The 18755-nt window shown below is 72.4% G+C and carries 16 protein-coding genes and 1 riboswitch; of the genes, 10 read left to right on the top strand and 6 right to left on the bottom strand.

All coding sequences use genetic code 11. The features are described from left to right. Positions 1-31 precede the first annotated feature (31 nt). The gene (locus AB0J40_RS45965) at positions 32-2005 is read left to right on the top strand and encodes a S53 family peptidase (RefSeq protein ID WP_364466741.1); all 1974 of its coding nucleotides are present in this window, start codon (positions 32-34) and stop codon (positions 2003-2005) included. On the opposite strand, the gene AB0J40_RS45960 is transcribed toward AB0J40_RS45965, so the two are convergent. Genes AB0J40_RS45960 through AB0J40_RS45945 form a run of 4 tightly spaced genes read right to left on the bottom strand, consistent with a single transcriptional unit; the run spans position 2002 to position 5501 of the window. Continuing rightward, on the bottom strand, positions 2002-3492 hold the full coding sequence (locus AB0J40_RS45960; RefSeq protein WP_364466739.1) for a precorrin-2 C(20)-methyltransferase: 1491 nt from the start codon (positions 3490-3492) through the stop codon (positions 2002-2004). The two genes, AB0J40_RS45965 and AB0J40_RS45960, sit on opposite strands and share 4 nt — an antisense overlap. Continuing rightward, entirely contained in the window at positions 3489-4112 is a 624-nt protein-coding gene (locus tag AB0J40_RS45955; RefSeq protein ID WP_364466737.1) for a precorrin-8X methylmutase, read from the bottom strand. The genes AB0J40_RS45960 and AB0J40_RS45955 overlap by 4 nt, the downstream gene beginning before the upstream one ends. Further along, complete coding sequence (locus AB0J40_RS45950) at positions 4109-5182, bottom strand: precorrin-3B synthase (RefSeq protein ID WP_364466735.1); 1074 nt, start codon at positions 5180-5182, stop codon at positions 4109-4111. The genes AB0J40_RS45955 and AB0J40_RS45950 overlap by 4 nt, the downstream gene beginning before the upstream one ends. Positions 5183-5186: 4 nt before the next feature. Next, a complete protein-coding gene (locus AB0J40_RS45945) occupies positions 5187-5501 on the bottom strand; it encodes a DUF6191 domain-containing protein (protein WP_364466733.1) in 315 nt (104 codons plus the stop codon). Between the two features lie 107 nt (positions 5502-5608). On the opposite strand from AB0J40_RS45945, the gene AB0J40_RS45940 reads away from it, so the two are divergent. From AB0J40_RS45940 to AB0J40_RS45930, 3 genes are read left to right on the top strand one after another with little or no spacing between them, the layout of a single operon-like run. Then, a complete protein-coding gene (locus tag AB0J40_RS45940; RefSeq protein WP_364466731.1) occupies positions 5609-6535 on the top strand; it encodes an ABC transporter ATP-binding protein in 927 nt (308 codons plus the stop codon). Then, on the top strand, positions 6532-7386 hold the full coding sequence (locus tag AB0J40_RS45935) for an ABC transporter permease (RefSeq protein WP_364466729.1): 855 nt from the start codon (positions 6532-6534) through the stop codon (positions 7384-7386). Before AB0J40_RS45940 ends, AB0J40_RS45935 begins: the two co-directional genes overlap by 4 nt. A gap of 2 nt (positions 7387-7388) precedes the next feature. Continuing rightward, positions 7389-7622 carry a helix-turn-helix transcriptional regulator gene (locus AB0J40_RS45930; protein ID WP_086676495.1) on the top strand — a complete coding sequence of 78 codons (234 nt, stop codon included), beginning with the start codon at positions 7389-7391 and terminating at the stop codon, positions 7620-7622. Here the strand turns inward: AB0J40_RS45930 and AB0J40_RS45925 are convergent. Continuing rightward, positions 7619-8347 carry a hypothetical protein gene (locus tag AB0J40_RS45925; protein WP_364466727.1) on the bottom strand — a complete coding sequence of 243 codons (729 nt, stop codon included), beginning with the start codon at positions 8345-8347 and terminating at the stop codon, positions 7619-7621. The genes AB0J40_RS45930 and AB0J40_RS45925 overlap by 4 nt on opposite strands. Before the next feature lie 92 nt (positions 8348-8439). Continuing rightward, positions 8440-8550: riboswitch (cobalamin riboswitch) on the top strand. Positions 8551-8599: 49 nt separating this feature from the next. On the opposite strand from AB0J40_RS45925, the gene cobN reads away from it, so the two are divergent. From cobN to AB0J40_RS45900, 5 genes are all read left to right on the top strand, one after another. Beyond that, positions 8600-12163: a cobaltochelatase subunit CobN gene (gene cobN / locus AB0J40_RS45920; RefSeq protein WP_364466725.1), complete on the top strand. Its 3564-nt coding sequence runs from the start codon at positions 8600-8602 to the stop codon at positions 12161-12163. A 39-nt stretch (positions 12164-12202) separates the two neighbouring features. Then, a complete protein-coding gene (locus AB0J40_RS45915; protein WP_364466723.1) occupies positions 12203-14101 on the top strand; it encodes a glycosyltransferase family 39 protein in 1899 nt (632 codons plus the stop codon). A gap of 35 nt (positions 14102-14136) precedes the next feature. Continuing rightward, the gene (locus AB0J40_RS45910; protein ID WP_364466721.1) at positions 14137-14793 is read left to right on the top strand and encodes a response regulator transcription factor; all 657 of its coding nucleotides are present in this window, start codon (positions 14137-14139) and stop codon (positions 14791-14793) included. Next, positions 14790-15872, top strand: a complete 1083-nt coding sequence (locus tag AB0J40_RS45905) for an ATP-binding protein (RefSeq protein ID WP_364466719.1) — start codon at positions 14790-14792, stop codon at positions 15870-15872. The genes AB0J40_RS45910 and AB0J40_RS45905 overlap by 4 nt, the downstream gene beginning before the upstream one ends. A 146-nt stretch (positions 15873-16018) precedes the next feature. Beyond that, positions 16019-17224, top strand: coding sequence for a chitinase (locus AB0J40_RS45900; protein ID WP_364466717.1), 1206 nt, complete (start codon positions 16019-16021; stop codon positions 17222-17224). A 5-nt stretch (positions 17225-17229) separates the two neighbouring features. Here the strand turns inward: AB0J40_RS45900 and AB0J40_RS45895 are convergent, their stop codons facing one another. After that, the gene (locus AB0J40_RS45895; protein WP_364466715.1) at positions 17230-18321 is read right to left on the bottom strand and encodes a dihydrofolate reductase family protein; all 1092 of its coding nucleotides are present in this window, start codon (positions 18319-18321) and stop codon (positions 17230-17232) included. Between the two features lie 86 nt (positions 18322-18407). On the opposite strand from AB0J40_RS45895, the gene AB0J40_RS45890 reads away from it, so the two are divergent. Next, positions 18408-18659: a hypothetical protein gene (locus tag AB0J40_RS45890; protein WP_364466713.1), complete on the top strand. Its 252-nt coding sequence runs from the start codon at positions 18408-18410 to the stop codon at positions 18657-18659. The last annotated feature ends 96 nt before the right edge of the window (positions 18660-18755 follow it).

The following is an 18755-nucleotide window of genomic DNA, read 5'->3' as shown; positions in this document are numbered from 1 at the left end:
AGGGGCGAGGACTTCCCGAGGAGGACCAGTGATGCGCAGATCCGTGCTCCGGCTGATCGCACTGGCCGCCACGGCCGTGACGACCGCCGGTCTGCTGACCGGGGCCGCCGCGGCGAGCGAGCGGACCCCGCTGCCCGGCAGCACTCCGGCCTGGGCGAAATCGTCCGCGCGGACCGGGGCGGCGGATTCGGCGGCCGACGTGGCCTTCCGCGTCTACCTCGGCTGGACCGGCGACGCGGCCGCCGCGGCGAGCAGCGTCTCGACGCCCGGCTCCGCCGGCTACGGCCACTACCTCACGGCCGCGCAGTTCCGGCAGCGGTTCGCGCCGTCGCAGAACGACGTGAACGCGGTGCAGCAGTGGCTGCGCAGGGCCGGCTTCGACGTCGGCTACACCCCGGGCAACCGCCGGTACGTCCAAGCAGAGGGCACGGTCGCGCAGGCCGCAGCCGCGTTCGGCACGAGCTTCGGCGAGTACCGGGTCGCCGGCCAGACCCTCCGCGCTCCCGAACACGACCTGTCGCTGCCCGCCGATCTGCCGGCGAGCGTCAGCGCGGTCGTCGGGCTCGACGAGTCGTTCGCGCTGCTGCGGCCGTCCGCCGGGCCGGCCGCGACGCCGTCGCCCGCGTTCGTCAACGCACCGCCGTGCTCGGCCTACTACGGCGAGAAGACCACCGCGACCACGCTGACCCCCGACGGCGTCAAGGTGCCGGACGCCTACGGGCACCCGAACCCGTGGGCGCCGTGCGGGTACACGCCGGCGCAGCTGCGAAGCGCGTACGGCGTCCAGCAGGCCATCGCGGCCGGCACCGACGGCACGGGTCAGACCGTGGCGATCATCGACGCCTACGCGTCACCGACGATCGTCGCGGACGTCAACACCTACTCCCGCCTCCACGGCCTGCCGCAGCTGTCCGGCAACCAGTTCACCCAGGTGGTGCCGCCGGGTGTGTACCACCGGCCGCAGAACCCGAAGCAGGACCCGCAGGGCTGGTACGGCGAGGAAACGCTCGACGTCGAGGCGGTGCACGGCATCGCGCCGGGCGCGGACATCGTCTACGTCGGCGCGCCGAACAACTACCAGGACCTCGACGCGGCGATGAACCACGTCGTCGACCAGCACCTGGCCTCGATCGTGACGAACTCCTACGGGTTCTCGACCGAGCTGCTGCCGACCGGGTACGTCAAGCCGTTCAACGACACGCTCATCGAGGCCGCGGCGACCGGGATCGGCGTCTACTTCTCCAGCGGGGACAACGCCGACGAGACCGGCGGCGTCGCCGCGAACTTCCCGGCCGCCACCCCGGACTGGCCCGCGGTGAGCCCGTGGGTGACCGCGGTCGGCGGGACGTCGCTCGGCGTCGGCAAGAACGGCGAGTACCTCTTCGAGACCGGCTGGGAGACCGGGCGGTCGACGCTGACGAACGGCGCCTGGGTGCCGACGCCGCCGGGTGAGTTCTTCGGCGGCGCCGGCGGCGGGACGAGCCGGCTGTTCACCCAGCCCGCGTACCAGGCCGGGGTGGTGCCGAACGCCATCGCGACGGCGAACGGCGCCCGCCCGCGGCCGATGCGCGCGGTGCCGGACGTGGCCGCGCTGGCCGACCCGAACACCGGTTTCCTGGTCGGGCAGACGCAGGCGTTCCCGGACGGCACGGCGAAGTACAGCGAGTACCGCATCGGCGGCACGAGCCTGGCCTCGCCGCTGTTCGCGGCCTTCGTCGCGCTGGCGCAGCAGCGGGCCGGACGGACGTTCGGCTTCGCCAACCCGCTGCTGTACGCCAAGGCGGGCACGTCCGCGTTCCACGACGTGCGGCAGCCGCCGTCGCCGATGGCGGTCGCCCGGGTCAACTACAACAACTCGGTCGACGCCTCCGCCGGGTACTCGGCGGCGAGCCTGCGTTCGCTGGACGCCGACGCCGTGCTGACGATCCACGTCCGCGACGGCTACGACGACGTCACCGGCATCGGCAGCCCGAACGGCGCGGCGTTCCTGACCGCGCTCGGCTAGTAGCTGCGTGGGGTCCAGACGACCCCGTCCGCCGCCCGGGTGCGGCTGGACCCCACGATCAGCAGGCACCGCATGTCCACTGTGGACGGATCGAGGTCACCGAGCGTCGTGATCCGGACGTCCTCCTCCGGGCCGCCGACGTCCCGTGCCACCACCACCGGGGTCGCCGGGGCGCGGTGGCGGAGGAGGACGTCCCGGGCGTCGGCGAGCTGCGTCGTCCGGGACCTCGACGCCGGGTTGTACAGCGCCAGCACCAGATCCGCCGCGCCCGCCGCGTCCAGCCGCTGCTCGATGATCTCCCACGGCTTGAGCCGGTCGGACAGCGACAGCACGCAGTAGTCGTGGCCCAGCGGCGCGCCGACGCGTGCGGCCGCCGCCTGGGCCGCCGTCACGCCCGGCACGATCCGGACGCGCACGCCCGCGCCGTGGCCGGCCGCGACCTGCTCCAGCACCGCCGACGCCATCGCGAACACCCCCGGGTCGCCCGAGGACACCACCGCCACCCGGGAACCGCCGGCCGCCAGGGCCAGCGCTTCGCGAGCCCGGTCCGCCTCGACGCGGTTGCCGGACGCGTGCCGCCGCTGCCCCGCCTTCTGCGGGACGCGGGCGACGTACGGCCCGTACCCGACGACGTGCTCCGCCGCTTCCAGTTCCGCCGCGGCTTCCGGGGTCAGCCACTCCGGACCCGCCGGGCCGAGCCCGACCACGACGACCTCGCCCTGGCTCTCGGCAGCCGGCGAAGGAGCCGGTGCGGGCGAAACCCGGGACGCGTACGCCGGAGAAGGCAGCAGCGCCAGGGAAAAGTACGGCACCGAAGCGGGATCCACGTCCGCGAGCGGCTCGATCCGCTGCTGTCCCCAGGTCGCGCGCTCGACGTAGACGGCGTCGCCGAGCTTCCCGGCCTCCGCGAAGGCCTCGCGCACCGAGCCGAACGTCCGGCCGAGCTTGAGGACGGCCGCCGCGTCGGTGTCCGCGAGCCGCCGGGCCAGTTCCGGGGCCGGCAGCGTGCCGGGCAGCACCGTCAGCACCTCGTCCCGCTGGACCAGCGGCCGGCCGAGCACGGACGACGCCGCGCTCACCGACGTCACGCCGGGCACGACGACCGCCTCGAAACGGCCGGAAAGCCGTTCGTGCATGTACATGTACGAGCCGTAGAAGAACGGGTCGCCCTCGCAGAGCAGGACCACGTCGCGGCCGGCGTCGAGGTGCTCGGCGAGCCGTTTCGCGCTCAGCTCGTAGAAGTCGGCGATCGCGCCTTCGTACCCGCCGGGGTGGTCGGTCGTCTCGGTCGTGACCGGGTAGACGAGCTTCTCCTCGAGCTGCCCCTCACGAAGGTACGGCTCGGCGACCGACCGCGCGATGCTGCGCCCGTGCCGCGCGCAGTGGTAGGCGATCACCGAAGCCTCGGAGATCAGCCGCGCCGCCTTGACCGTCATCAGTTCCGGGTCGCCGGGGCCGAGCCCGACGCCGTACAGCGTCCCGGTCATTCTTCGACGCTCGCGAGTGCGTTGATCGCGGCGACGGCCATCGCGCTGCCGCCGCGGCGTCCGTGCACCACGAGGTAGGGCGCCGGGGCCCGCTTGGCGAGCTCCACTTTGGACTCCACCGCGCCGACGAACCCGACCGGCACGCCGATGATCGCCGCGGGCGCGCCGACGCCTTCGTCGAGGATCTCCAGCAGGCGGAACAGCGCGGTCGGCGCGTTGCCGATCGCGACGACCGAGCCGGGCAGCTTGTCGCGCCACAGTTCCAGCGCCGCCGCCGACCGCGTGGTGCCCATCCGTTCGGCGAGCCCGGGCACGCTCGGGTCGGACAGCGTGCAGAGGACTTCGTTGGCCGCGGGCAGGCGGCGCCGCGTGACGCCGCTGGCGATCATCTGCGCGTCGCACAGGACCGGCGCGCCCGCCTCGAGCGCGGCGCGGCCGGACTCGACGACGTCGAGCGTGTAGCGCAGGTCGTCGACCAGATCGACCATGCCGCAGGCGTGGATCATCCGGACCGCCAGGCCCGCCACGTCGTCGGGCAGGATCGCCAGGTCCGCCTCCTCGCGGATCGTGGCGAACGAGTGCCGGTAGATCTCGGCACCGTCCCGCAGGTAGTCGATCACAGCTTCCCTTCCATCTCGTCGAGCGGCACCCAGCGGCCGTCGATGCGGTAGCCCCCCGCTTCGGCGACAACGTCCACATGGGACTGCGACGGCTTTCCGCACCGCCGTTCGCAGCCCGAGAAGTGCGCGCGCAGGCCCGGCCGGAAGACGGCGTCGGCCCGCACGTCGGCGCGGGACTTCGCGCAGCCCGGCCGGCCGATGCACGCGGTGGTCCCCAAGGCGACGCCACCGAAGCCGAGCCGCTCGAAGACGTCGGCGGGGACGTCCGGCAGTACCAGCGACTTCCACGGCGTGACCAGCGCCGGCCCGAACTCCGCCAGTGCGCGGGCCTGCCCGGCGGTCAGCTGCCCGAAGCGCGGGACCACGCCCGCGGCCCAGCCGCCGTCCCGCTCGATCAGCCCGGCCGGGATTTCTTCCGGCGCCCTCGGCACCGGCGTCCCGCGCCAGGCCGGGTCGTCGAGTTCGGCGACGCGCCAGGCGGCTCCGCGCACCCGGCCGAACTCCAGGGCGACTTCGATCAGCGTCGCCACGGCGTCGGTGCGCGTCACGCGGCGTCCGGTGTCGCCGCCCGCGAGCACCAAGGTGCCTTCGGCAGGCCCGGTTGCCCGCCAGCAGACGTCGGCGCCTTCGCCGGCGACGTCACCGCGTCCGTCGTCGAAGGCGAAGAGGAACCGGCCGGGCAGCGAAGCCAGTTCGGGGGTGGCGCACAGCAGATCGTCCAGCGCCGCAGCCAGGCCGCGGACGTCGGCGAGCCCGCCGCGGATGCCGCTCAACGGCGACGCCAGGACGTTCCGGACCCGCTCGTGCGACGGCGAAGGCAGCAGGCCCGCGTCGGTCAGCCGCGCCGCGAGGCCGGGCCGGGTGACGCCGCGCAGCTGGACGTTGCCGCGCGAGGTGAGGTGGAGGTCGCCGTCGCCGCACGCCTCGGCGCAGTCGGCCAGCGCGCGCAGCTGCGCCGCGGAAACCGCACCGCCGGGCAGCCGGACACGGGCCAACGGGCCGTCGGCGGCCTCGTGGGGTGCGAAAACACCCGGGCACGCGTCGGCTCGCACACGCGCTGGGGTCGGCATGGGCTCACTGTAGCTGGCGGTTTTCCGGCTCCGGCGGGCCCGAACGGGGCCGGATCCGCGCGATCCCGGCGTCGAGGTCCACGTCACGCAGGGGTGGCGCGCCCTCGGCGTCCTGCTCGACGAGCATCGACATCGTTTCCCGGTGTTCCAGCTCACGCCGCTTGGTGCCGTAGAGGAACGCGGTGGTCTCTTCGAGGTAGGTCGCGGACAACCGCGCCTTGAAGCGTGAGCCGTTCTTGCGCGGCCGCAGTTCGATCGCGGCCATGACCAGCAGGATCACGACGCCGCCCGGAAGAGCCAGTCCCAGCCAGGTACCCATGCCCGGCGAACCGGGTGACCGCCGGTCAAGTTCCCGGCGCAGCAGAACTCTGATCGAATGTAGTAGGTGTGCTACATTCGATCGTATCAGTCCGATGGGGGTTGGCGATGAGAGATCCAGCTGTTCCCGCGGTTCGCGTGCGCGGGCTCCGGATGCGCTACGGCGCGAACGACGTGTTGCACGACGTCGGGTTCGAGGCTTTCCGGGGCGAGGTCGTCTGCCTGCTCGGGCCGAACGGCGCGGGCAAGACGACGACGATCGAGATCCTCGAGGGGTTCCGGATGCGGTCGGCGGGCGAGGTCGACGTCCTGGGCGTCGACCCGGCCCACGGCGGCGAAGACTGGCGGGCGCGGCTGGGGGTCGTGCTCCAGTCCTGGCGCGACCACGGGAAGTGGCGCGTCCGGGAGCTGCTCGCGCACCTCGGCCGGTACTACGCGCCGTACTCGACGGCGTCGCACCCCCGGCCGTGGGACGCCGACGAGCTGATCGCGGCCGTCGGGCTGACCGAGCACGCGCACAAGAAGCTCAAGCAGCTCTCCGGCGGCCAGCGGCGCCGGCTCGACGTCGCGATCGGCATCGTCGGGCGGCCCGAGCTGCTGTTCCTCGACGAGCCGACGGCGGGCTTCGACCCGGAGGCGCGGCGGGAGTTCCACGACCTGGTGCACCGGCTGTCCGACGAGCTGGACACCACGATCCTGCTGACCACGCACGACCTCGACGAGGCCGAGAAGCTGGCCGACCGGATCCTCATCCTCAACGGCGGCCGCATCATCGCCGACGGCTCGGCCGACGCGCTGTCGCGGCAGATCTCCGGCGAGGCCGAGGTCCGCTGGACGATCGACGGCCAGCGGTTCGTGCACCTGACGACCGAAGCGACCAAGTACGTCTACGACCTGTTCAAGCAGCACGGCGAGGCCGTCGCGGACCTCGAGGTCCGGCGGGCGTCGCTGGAGGACACGTACATGGCGCTGGTCCACCGCGCCGAAGCCGGCGGCGAGACGGAGCTGGGCCTCCAGGAAGCGGGTGCGCGATGAACGCCAGGACGGCTTCGCTGCGCTCCGGGCTGGCCCGGGGCTGGATCGAGTTCAAGCAGACCTGGACCAACTTCGACGACCTGGTCGGCCAGGTCGCGTTCACGCTGCTGCTCGTCGGCACGGTGTTCTTCATGCGGAACGCGACCGTGCCCGGCACGTCGATCTCGCTCGGCGCGGTGACCGTGCCCGGCATGCTCGGCGCGGGCGTCGTGTTCAACGGCCTGAGCGGCGCGGCGGGCTACCTCGCCATCGACCGCGAGGACGGCACGCTGCTGCGCGCCAAGGCCACCCCGCACGGAATGCTCGGCTACCTGGTCGGGAAGACCACCGCGGTGTCGCTCGGCCAGCTCAGCGGCGTCCTGGTGACGCTGGTGCCGTGCCTGGTCCTGTACGGCTCGACGCTCGCGCCAGACGGCGTCTGGTCGTACCTGCACCTGCTGGGCGTGCTGGCGCTCGGGCTGGTCGCGACGCTGCCGATCGGCGCGGCGCTGGGTTCGCTGACCAGCAGCCCGCGGTCCACGGGCTTGATCGTGCTGCCGGTCGTGGGCCTGGGCGCGATTTCGGGGATCTTCTACCCGATCACGGCACTGCCCGGCTGGGTGCAGGACATCGCCCAGGTGTTCCCCATGTACTGGATGGGCCTCGGCATGCGCTCGGCGCTGCTGCCGGACAGCGCGGTGGTCGTCGAGATCGGCCGGTCGTGGCGGCCGGTGCCGACCCTGGCGGTGCTGCTGGCGTGGTCCGTGATCGGATTGACGCTGGCCCCGGTGCTGCTGCGGCGCATGGCGCGGCGGGAAGCGGGTTCGTCGGTGGCACAGCGGCGGGAGAAGGCCATGCAGCGTGTGGGGTAACGATGAGTGAGGTCGTCTACAACCGGATCGCGATGCTGCGCGCGGAGCGGTCGATCTCGCGCCGCCAGCTGGCGGAGGCGCTGGGCGTGCACTACCAGACGATCGGCTACCTGGAACGCGGCGAGTACAGCCCCAGCCTGTTCGTGGCGCTGCGGATCGCGGAGTTCTTCGAGGTCCCGGTGGAGGTCCTGTTCTCGACGAAACCCTTCCCGCGGCTGGGCGAGCAGTCCGCCTAGGGCTTGGTGAAGTCGGCTTCGACCAGGGCGTCGACGACGTCGGACCGGCGCGTCTCGCGGACGGTCCGGTTCAGCTCGACGTGCAGGAACGGCGTGCCGCCGGCGGCCTGGCTCTGGACGTTCGTCGTCCCGGCCAGGCCCCGGCAGGGCTCTTCCCAGGCCCGGCAGACGCGGAACCCGGCTTCCTCCAGGCGGTCGGCCGCGCGGCGGGCCGCGTCCCCGGCTTCGGCGGCCCCGGCGGAGAGCACGACGTCCGCCGTGGCGAGGGTGGTGTCGGTGAACCCGTGCAGCTGGACCTGCGGCAGGCCGCGCCGGGCCAGCAGCGTCGTGACGACGTGGAAGACGGTCCCGGTGTCGTGCGCGGGGTCCTCCCGGCGCCGGTGGGCCCCGCCGACCGCGAGGATCGCGCCCGGCGTTCGTTCGAAGAGCGCGAGGCCGACCAGCTCGGTCCGCAGGTCGGACGAGGCGTGCGGTGCCTCGACCACCAGCGACGGCGGTGCGGACCGGTCGATGGCGTACAGGCCCCAGGCGCGTTCCGAGCCGGGCTCCTGGACGACGAGCGAGTCGTCGCGCACCGAAAACCCCAGCTCGCCGAGGTCGTGCGGGGCGCCGTCGAGGAACGCGGCGAACCCGGCTTCGGCGGCGGCCAGCTCGGCCGCGGTCGCCCGGCGGTAGGGGCCGCGGCTCGACTGGGCCGCGGTGAAGTCACGGAGGAAGGCGTCCAAGCCGCCAGGTTACCGAGCGCCGGGTCAACATCACCTTGACGCACCTCGACCGGCACCGGAGAGTGGAGCCGATACCCACGCATCGGCAGGTGGAGGAACCCGGTGAGAGTCCGGGGCGGTCCCGCCACTGTCATCGGGGAGTGCTGTGTCCGATTGCCCCTCCGAGGGAGGGAGTAGGTCGGGGCCCCGAGAGCCAGGAACTCCGGCCGGCGCGCCCGTCTACCCGGGGCGCGGACCCCGAGGAGGAACCTCGTGATCCTGCTTCTGTCCACTTCGGACACCGACCTGCTCAGCGCCCGTTCGGCCGACGCGGAGTTCCGGCTGGCCAACCCCTCGCGCATCGACGTCGCCGAGCTGCCCGCGCTCTTGGATGGCGTGCGGATCGTGGTCGTCCGCATCCTCGGCACCCCGCGGACCTGGCAGGACGGCCTGGACACGGTGCGGGCGTCGGGCGCGCACGTCGTCGTCCTGGGCGGGGAGCAGACGCCGGACGCCGAGCTGATGAAGCTCTCGACCGTCCCGGCGGGCATCGCCGCCGAAGCCCACGCCTACCTCGCGCAGGGCGGCCCGGCGAACCTCACCCAGCTGCACCGGTTCCTCTCCGACACGCTCCTGCTGACCGGCGACGGCTTCGAGCCGCCCGCGGTGCAACCCGCGTGGGGCGTCCTCGAACGTCCTTCGCGAGGTGACGGCCCGGTCATCGGGATCCTCTACTACCGGGCGCACCACCTGTCCGGGAACACCGCCTTCGTGCACGCGCTCGCCGACGAGATCGAAGCGGCGGGCGGACGCGCGTTGCCGATCTACTGCGCTTCGCTGCGAACGCGCGAGCCGGAGATGATGGCCGAGCTGGCGTCCGTGGACGCCTTGCTGGTCACCGTCCTGGCGGCGGGCGGCACGCGGCCGTCCGAGGTGGGTGCCGGGGGCGACGACGAGGCGTGGGACGTCGCCGAGATGGCCGCGCTCGACGTCCCGATCCTGCAGGCGCTGTGCCTGACCAGCGACCGCGAGACGTGGGCGGCCAACGACGACGGCCTGTCGCCGCTCGACGCCGGGAACCAGATGGCCGTCCCGGAGTTCGACGGGCGGCTGATCACGGTGCCGTTCTCGTTCAAGGAGCTGGACGAGGACGGTCTCCCCCGGTACGTGCCGGACGCCGAACGCGCGTCCCGCGTCGCCCGCATCGCGCTGGCGCACGCCCGGCTGCGGCACACGCCCCCGGCTTCTCGACGCATCGCGCTGATGCTGTCCGCGTACCCGACGAAGCACTCTCGCGTCGGCAACGCGGTCGGGCTGGACACGCCCGCGTCGGCGATCGAGCTGCTGCGGCGGATGCGGGACCTGGGCTACGACCTGGGTCCGGACGCCTTCCCCGGCGTCGACCCGACCGGCACCGACCAGCCCGACGGCGACGCGCTGATCCACGCGCTGATCGCGGCCGGCGGCCAGGACCCGGAGTGGCTGACCGAGGAACAGCTGTCCGGGAACCCGATCCGCGTGCCCGCCGCGCGCTACCGAGAGTGGTTCTCCCAGCTGCCGGCCGAGCTGCGTTCGGCGATGGAGGAGCACTGGGGCACGGCGCCGGGGCAGCTGTACGTCGACAACGGCGACATCGTGCTGGCGTCGCTGCAGAGCGGCAACGTGATCATCATGATCCAGCCGCCGCGCGGGTTCGGCGAGAACCCCGTCGCGATCTACCACAACCCGGACCTGCCGCCGAGCCACCACTACCTGGCCGCCTACCGGTGGCTGGAGGAGGAGTTCGGCGCGCACGCCGTCGTCCACCTCGGCAAGCACGGGTCCCTCGAATGGCTGCCGGGCAAGACCGCCGGGCTCTCGGCGTCGTGTGCGCCGGACGCCGTCCTCGGGAACCTGCCGCTGGTCTACCCGTTCCTGATCAACGACCCGGGCGAGGGCGCGCAGGCGAAGCGGCGGGCGCACGCGACGATCGTCGACCACCTGATCCCGCCGATGGCCCGGGCGGAGTCCTACGGCGACCTGGCGCGGCTGGAGCAGCTGCTGGACGAGCACGCGAACATCGCGGCGATGGACCCGGCGAAGCTGCCGGCGATCCGCGCCCAGATCTGGACGCTGATCCAGGCGGCGAAGCTGGACCACGACCTCGGCGTCGACGAGCGCCCGCACGACGCGGAGTTCGACGACTTCCTGCTGCACATCGACGGCTGGCTGTGCGAGGTCAAGGACGCCCAGATCCGCGACGGGCTCCACGTCCTGGGTTCGGCGCCCACCGGCGAAGCGCGCGTCAACCTGGTGCTGGCGATGCTGCGGGCGCAGCAGATGTGGGGCGGCAAGCAGGGCGCGGTGCCGGGCCTGCGGTCGGCCCTGGGACTGAAGGAAGAGGCGTCACTGTCCGAAGTGGACGCCGTCGAGACGACCGCGCGCGAGCTGGTCCAGGCGATGGAGATGCGGGGCTGGGACGCCACCGCGGTCGCTTCGGTGGCGCCGGACCCCGACGTCGCGCGCGTTCTTTCGTTCGCGGCTTCGGAGATCGTGCCCCGGCTGGCGGGGACGACGGCCGAGCTGGACGCGGTGCTGCACGCCCTGGACGGCGGCTACATCCCGGCGGGGCCGAGCGGGTCGCCGTTGCGCGGGCTGGTGAACGTCCTGCCGACGGGCCGCAACTTCTACACCGTCGACCCGAAGGCCATCCCGAGCCGCCTGGCGTGGGAGACGGGCCAGGCGCTGGCGGAGTCGCTGCTTCGCCGCTATCGCGAGGACACCGGCGATTGGCCGCGCTCGGTCGGGCTGTCGGTGTGGGGCACGTCGGCGATGCGCACGTCCGGCGACGACGCCGCGGAAGTCCTGGCACTGCTGGGCGTCCAGCCGGTGTGGGACGAGGCTTCGCGGCGGGTGACGGGCATCGAGGCCATTCCGCTGCCGGAGCTGGGCCGTCCTCGCATCGACGTGACGATCCGGATCAGCGGCTTCTTCCGGGACGCGTTCCCGCACGTGATCACGCTTCTCGACGACGCGGTGCGCCTGGTGGCCTCTTTGGACGAACCGTCGTCGGAGAACTTCGTCCGGGCGCACGTTTCCGCGGACCTGGCTTCGCACGGCGACGCCCGCCGCGCGACCACGCGGATCTTCGGCTCGAAGCCGGGCGCGTACGGCGCGGGTCTGCTGCCCCTGATGGACAGCGGGAACTGGCGCGACGACAAGGATCTGGCGGAGGTGTACGCGGTCTGGGGCGGTTTCGCGTACGGCCGCGACCTGGACGGCCGCCCGGCGCGCGAGGACATGGAGAACTCGTACAAGCGCATCGTGGTGGCGGCGAAGAACACGGACACGCGCGAGCACGACATCGCCGATTCCGACGACTACTTCCAGTACCACGGCGGGATGATCGCGACGGTCCGCGCGCTGACGGGGACGGCCCCGGTGTCCTACGTGGGCGACAGCACGTCACCGGACGCGGTCCGCACGCGAACGCTGGGCGAGGAGACGGCCCGGGTGTTCCGCGCCAGGGTGGTCAACCCGCGCTGGCTGGCGGCGATGCGACGGCACGGCTACAAGGGGGCGTTCGAGCTCGCGGCCACAGTGGACTACCTGTTCGGCTTCGACGCCACGGCGGGCGTGGTCGGCGACTGGATGTACGAGAAGCTGACCGAGTCGTACGTGCTGGACGAGGTGAACCAGGAGTTCCTGCGGCAGGCGAACCCGTGGGCGTTGCGGGGGATCGTGGAGCGGCTGAACGAGGCCGCGGACCGCGGGCTGTGGGAGGAGCCGGACCCGTCGCTGCTGGAGAAGATGCGCGAGGTGTACCTGTCGTTGGAAGGTGACCTCGAGGCGGAGTAGAAACGCCCGGGAAACGCGGGCCGGAGTTGGGTGGCGGTCATGATCACCGCCGCTCCCCCGAAGACCCGCTCCTGGGCGCTTCCCCTCGTCTGCCTCGGCGCCGCCGTGCTCTACGCCTGGAAGATCGGCGACGGCCAGCTCGGCAACACCTACTACTCCGCCGCCGCCAAGTCGATGACGGGAAGCTTCACCAACTTCCTCTTCGGCTCCTTCGACCCCTACGGCGTCGTCACCGTCGACAAACCGCCTCTCGCGTTGTGGCCGCAAGCGCTTTCAGTGCTGATCTTCGGCTACCACGGCTGGGCCCTGCTGCTGCCCCAGGTCCTCGAAGGCGTCGCGGCGGTGTTCCTGCTGCACCGGACCGTCCGGATCTGGGCCGGCGAGAACGTCGCCCTGCTGGCCGCCGCCATCCTCGCGCTGACGCCGGTCACCGTCGTCATCAACCGCGACAACAACCCGGACACGCTGCTCGTGCTCTTCCTCGTCGCCGCCGCGTACGCGCTCACCCGCGCGCTCCGCGGCGGCCGGCACTGGCTGTGGTGGTGCGCCTTCTTCGTCGGCTGCGGCTTCCTCACCAAGATGCTGCAGGCGTGGATCATCGTCCCCGCGCTGGTCGCCGCCTACCTCGCCGGGACGAACGGGCCGCTCAAGCGCAGGCTGCTCGACGTCCTCGGCGCGGGCCCCGTGCTCGTCGTCTCGTCGTTCTGGTGGATCGCCCTGTACGACTGGTGGCCCGGTGCCAAGCCCTACATGGGCGGCAGCGAGGACGGCTCCGCGTGGGACCTCGTCTTCGGCTACAACGGCTTCGGCCGTCTCTCCGGCGACGGCGAGGGCGGCGGCATGATGATCATGCGCAACGGGCAGCAGACCATGAGCTCCTTCGGCGGCGACCCCGGACCCGGCCGGATGTTCAACGACCTGGTCGGCGGGCAGATCTCGTGGCTGCTGCCCCTCGCGCTCGTCGTCCTGGCCGTCCTCGGCCGCCGGTGGCGTGACGCCGGCTGGCTGCTCTGGGGCGGCTGGCTGCTCGTGACGGGCGTGGTCTTCAGCTTCGCCGGCGGCATCTGGCACCCGTACTACACGACGGCGATGGCCCCCGCCGTCGCCGCGGTCTCCGCCGCCGGACTGGCGCTGCTGTGGCGCCGGCACCGGCGGACCGTGCTCCCCCTGGTCGTCGCGCTGACCGCGGCCTGGGCGTTCGTCCTGACCTCGCGCGACACGTCGTTCCACGGCTGGACGCGCTGGGCGGTGGCCGGCACCGCCGTGGCGGCGATCGCGGGCCTGCTCGTCGCGCGCGACCGCTGGACGCTCGCCGCCGCGCTGGTGCCGCTGCTGCTCACGCCCGCCGTGTGGTCCTACGCCGCCGCGCAGAGCACGTCGGCCGGGACGCTGCCCGCCGCCGGGCCCGCCGCGCCCGGGAGCCCGAGCGCTCCCGGCGGCCCGGTCGTCTCCGGTGGACCGGGCGGGCCCGGTGGACCCGGCGGGCCGGGACCGCGGCCCCGGCTGATGATCGGCGGTGGCGCCGACGGCACCGCCACGCTGTCCGACGAGCAACGCCGCATCCTCGACTACGCCCGCCGCGACGGCACCGAGATCACCCTCGCGGTGAACGCCGAGGCGAGCGCGGTCGCGCCGTTCCTCATCGACTCCGACGCGACCGTCATCGGCATGGGCGGCTTCGGCGGCCGCGACAACGCACCTTCGGTCGCGCAGCTCGACCGCTGGCTCGCCGAAGGCAAGCTGCGGTACGTGCTGAGCGGCGCCGGCACCGCGCAGGGCATGCCGCCGCGCAGCGCCGCCCAGAGCGAACGCCAACGGTGGATCGAGCGGCACTGCACGACCGTCGACGCGGGCGCGTACGGCGGCCGGAAGGCGCCCGCGCAGGACGGCGGCCCGGTGCGGATCGGCGGCGCGGACACCCTCTACCGGTGCCGCTAACGGCGAGGAAACACCGGCGCGGCGATCATCGGGGCATGCGGGTGCTGGTGGTGGAGGACGAGCCGATGCTCGCGGAGGCGATCGCGGAGTGGCTGCGCGACGAGTCGCACGCGGTCGACATCGCCCACGACGGCGGTGCCGCGCTCGACCGGATCGCCGTCCACGACTACGACGTCGTCGTGCTCGACCGGGACCTGCCGGTCGTGCACGGCGACGACGTCTGCCGTCAGGTCGTCGCGTCCGAGGCGGCGACGCGGGTGCTGATGCTCACCGCCGCCGTCGAGGTCACCGACCGCGTCGCGGGGCTGTCCCTCGGCGCCGACGACTACCTGACGAAGCCGTTCGCCTTCCCCGAGCTGGCCGCGCGCATCCAGTCGCTGGGGCGGCGCTGCCGTCCGGCCGCGCCGCCGGTGCTGTGCCGCTCCGGCGTCACGCTCGACCCGGCGCGGCACGAGGTCTTCCGCGACGGGCGTTACCTCCCGCTGTCCAAAAAGGAGTTCGCCGTGCTCGCCGAGCTGCTGCGCGCGGACGGCGCCGCCGTGTCCGCCGAACACCTGCTGGAGAAGGCGTGGGACGAGCACGCGGACCCGTTCACCGGCGCGGTCCGGCTCACCATCCTCAAGCTGCGGCGCAAGCTCGGCGACCCGCCGCTGGTGGAGACGGTCACCGGCGTCGGCTACCGCCTCCGGTGAGCCTCCGGCTGCGGCTGACCGTGCTGTACGGCAGCCTGTTCCTGCTGGCGGGCGGCGTGCTGCTGGGCGTGACGTACCTGCTGTTCACCCAGCAGGTCGGCCGGCGCGTCACGTTAATCACGGGCGTCGCGCCGGCGGGCCTGCCGATGCTGCCGTCCCCGGAATCCCTCGACGAGCAGGCGCGGCAGGTGCGCGCCGCGGCGGCGACGTCGCTGCTGACGCAAGGGGCGATCGCGCTCGGCGCGGTGGCGGTGCTGGCGGCCGGGCTGGGCTGGCTGGTGGCGGGCCGCGCGCTGGCGCCGTTGCGGCAGGTGACGGACACCGCGCGCGGCATCGCGGCGGCGGCCGACCCCGGCGGCCACGCGCGGATCGCGTTGCGCGGCCCGGACGACGAGGTGAAGGACCTCGCCGACGCGTTCGACGTGATGGTCGAGCGCCTCGACCGCTCGTTCGACGCGCAACGCAGGTTCGTCGCGAACGCGTCGCACGAGCTGCGCACGCCGTTGACGCTGAACCGGTCGCTGGTCGAGGTGGCGATGCACCGCCGCACGGCCTCCGACGACGTCCGGCAGCTCGGCGGCAAGCTGCTGGAGATCAACGCGCGGCACGAGAAGCTGATCAGCGGGTTGCTGCTGCTGGCCCGGTCGGAGAGCGCGCTGACCGAGCGGTGCCCGGTGGACCTGGCGGCGGTGGTCGCGCACGTGGTCCCGCCGGAGGTTCTCACGGATCTCGGCGAGGCGACGGCGCTCGGCGATGCGCTGATGCTGGAACGGCTGGCGCACAACCTGGTGGAGAACGGGATCCGCCACAACGTGCCGGACGGCTGGGTGCGCGTGGCGACGCGGTCGCTGCCCGGGCGGGTGGAGCTGGCGGTGGCGAACAGCGGACCGGTGATCCCGCCGGCGGAGGTGCCGGCGCTGTTCGACCCGTTCCACCGGCGGGCCCGGGTGGCCGCGGAGGGCGCGGGGCTGGGGTTGTCGATCGTGCGGTCCGTCGCGCACGCGCACGGCGGCGAGGTCGCGGCGACAGCGCGGCCGGAAGGCGGCCTGGTGGTGGTCGTGTCGCTCCCGCGAGGGTGACTTTCTCACCTGATGCTCGGACGAATATCGGATATTCCGGCGCTTTTCGCCCGTCATTCGACAGTCTCCGACGATCGCGTCTTGACTTCGTCAATGGTCTAGTCCAATAGTTTGTCCACCCTCGATCCCCACCGGGAGGACAGATCATGCGCAGGAGCAGACTGGCCGCCATCGGGCTCGCCGCCGCCACTTTCGCCGCCACCGCCGTGAGCCTCGTGCTCGGTGCGCCGTCGGCCACCGCGGCGTTGAGCAACAACTGGTACGCCGCCGCGCCCTACCTCATGCCCGTGAGCAACAACCCGCCGGACCCGATCACCGTGATGAACGCGACCGGGCTCAAGGCGTTCCAGCTGGCGTTCATCCTGGCGCCCAACGGCGGCGGCTGCAGCCCGACCTGGGACGGCACCAACGCGGTCTCCTCCGACACCACGGTCGCGAACGTGATTTCGCGGATCCGGTCCAACGGCGGTGACGTCTCGGTGTCCGTCGGCGGCTACGGCGGCACGAAGCTGGGCCAGACCTGCGGCACCGTCGCGGCGACCGCCGCCGCGTACCAGCAGGTCATCACGAAGTACTCGCTCAAGGCCATCGACTTCGACCTCGAAGAGCCCGAGTACGAGAACACCGCGGCCATCGCGAACGAGCTCGGCGCGGCGAAGACGTTGCAGGCCAACAACCCCGGCCTGTTCGTGTCGGTGACCATGCCGGGCACCGCGGCCGGCACCGGCTGGTTCGGCACGCAGCTGCTCGACCAGGCGAAGTCGATCGGCTTCGCGCCCAACAACTTCTCGATCATGCCGTTCGACGGCGGCTTCAACGGCGGCTCGTCGCAGGTGTCGGCGCTGGAAGCGTTCCACGGCCTGCTGACGTCGCACATGGGCTGGGACAGCGCGACCGCGTACTCGCACGAAGGCTTTTCCGGCATGAACGGCAAGTCGGACGCGGCCGAGATGTTCTACACCGCGGACTTCCAGACGGTCTACGACTACGCGACCAGCCACGGCCTCGGCCGCTTCACGTTCTGGTCGGTCAACCGCGACCGCGCCTGCGTCGGCACGACCGACAACGGCGTCTGCAGCAACGTCCCGCAGAACGACTGGGACTTCACGAAGTTCAGCGTCCGGTTCGCCGGGGCGACCCCGCCGCAGACGACCCCGACCGCGACGACGACCCCGACCACCCCCGGCGGCGGCTCGTGCACCGCGGCGGAGTGGGACCGGACGAAGGTCTACGTCAAGGACAACGTCGTCTCGCACAACGGCCACAAGTGGACGGCCAAGTGGTGGACGCAGGGCGAAGAGCCCGGCACCACCGGCGAGTGGGGCGTCTGGGCGGACAACGGCGCCTGCTAGCGCTCTCAGAATTCGAGGTGGGTGTTCTCGCGCTGGACCTCCGGGGTCAGCGCGGGCACCTCGACGACGTGCCGCCCGGCTTCGCGCAACAGCTCGGTTCCCCGGGCGTCGACGAAGACGGGCGGCTCGCGCCACGCGAAGACGACCCGCGGGATCCCGGCGTCGAGGATGAGCTGCGTGCAGCTGCGCGGGTGGGAGCTGCGGTGGCTGCACGGCTCCAGCGAGCTGTACATCGTGGCGCCGGCCAGTCGCGGGTCTCCGTCGCATTTGGCGAGCGCGGCTTCCTCGGCGTGGTTGAGCGGATCACCCTCCCCGGAATGCCCGGTCGCGACGACTTCGCCGTCGGCGTCGGTGATGACGGCCCCGACCCGGAAGGTGTGGCTGGGCGGGCACTCGGCGGCGAGGGCGATGGCTTCCCGCAGGCGCGCGATGTCCCGGCCGGTCGGCTCGGGCGCCGCGCGGTACCGGAGGATGGCCATTCCCTGCAGTTCTTCGACGCCGGTGAGCGTCAGCGGACGCGGGTAGAGCCCGGGCCCGACGAACCGCGGCGCGTCCGGCTGCCCGACGAAGAACGGCGCGATCGCGAGCCGCAGCTCGTCAGCGAGGCCTTCGGTGAGGAACCGGGTGTGGATCCCGCCGCCGCCTTCGACCAGCAGGTTTTCGATACCGCGCGCGCCGAGGTCGTCGAGGATCCGGCCGAATTCGGGCGGATTCCCGGCGTCGACGACGGTGGCGACGTCCTTCAGCGCGTCGGCGGCCCCGGGCGGGGCGTAGACGATCTTTTCGGTGTCCCCGACGGTGAAGAACTGCGCGTGGGGGTCGAGGCCGCGCGTGGTCACGGTGACCTTGACGGGTTGTTCGGGTTTTCCGCTTTCGAGACGTTGTCGCCGCAGCTCCGGGGACCGCACGAGCAGCCGCGGGTTGTCGGCCCGCACGGTCCCGGCGCCGACGAAGATCGCATCGGCCTCGGCCCGCAACCGGTCCACGACGGCAAAGTCGTCCTCAGTGGACAGCACGAGCCGGTCGGGCGAGGTGTCGTCGAGGAAGCCGTCGAGCGACTGCGCGGCGGACAGCAGGACGTGCGGCCGGGTGATCACGCGGCCCAGTATGCCGTAACGCCTTCGGTGATCCGGGCGTCTCACGACGTATCCCTGTCGAGCCCATCCCCCGGAGCTTTCTGAACATGACAACGCGAGGCTGGTACAAGGAGCGGACGCTGACCACGGTCGACACGGTCGGCCGCGAGGTGTCGGTGACGACGGGGCTCACCCGCGACCCGGAGGGCCGCCTGGTGGCGGCCATAGCGATCAGCGACGGCCCGACGGCGATCTACCGCTACGCGGGCGACGTGGGAGAAGACACGGAGCTGGTACTGAACGCGACGGACACGGTGAAGGAACTCCGCCGGCTGGCGAGCATGGGACCGACGATCTAGCTGTACTGACCACGGTGGTTGGGTACGGGACGACACGTGATCGGATGATCTTGGTGTAAGGGAGGGCCTCCGGGTTCGGTGTGGATTGCGACATCT

The sequence above is a fragment of the Amycolatopsis sp. NPDC049691 genome (assembly GCF_040675005.1).
Taxonomy (GTDB): domain Bacteria; phylum Actinomycetota; class Actinomycetes; order Mycobacteriales; family Pseudonocardiaceae; genus Amycolatopsis.
Note: the sequence above shows the minus strand (reverse complement) of the source record. Positions and strands in the feature narration are given on the sequence as shown.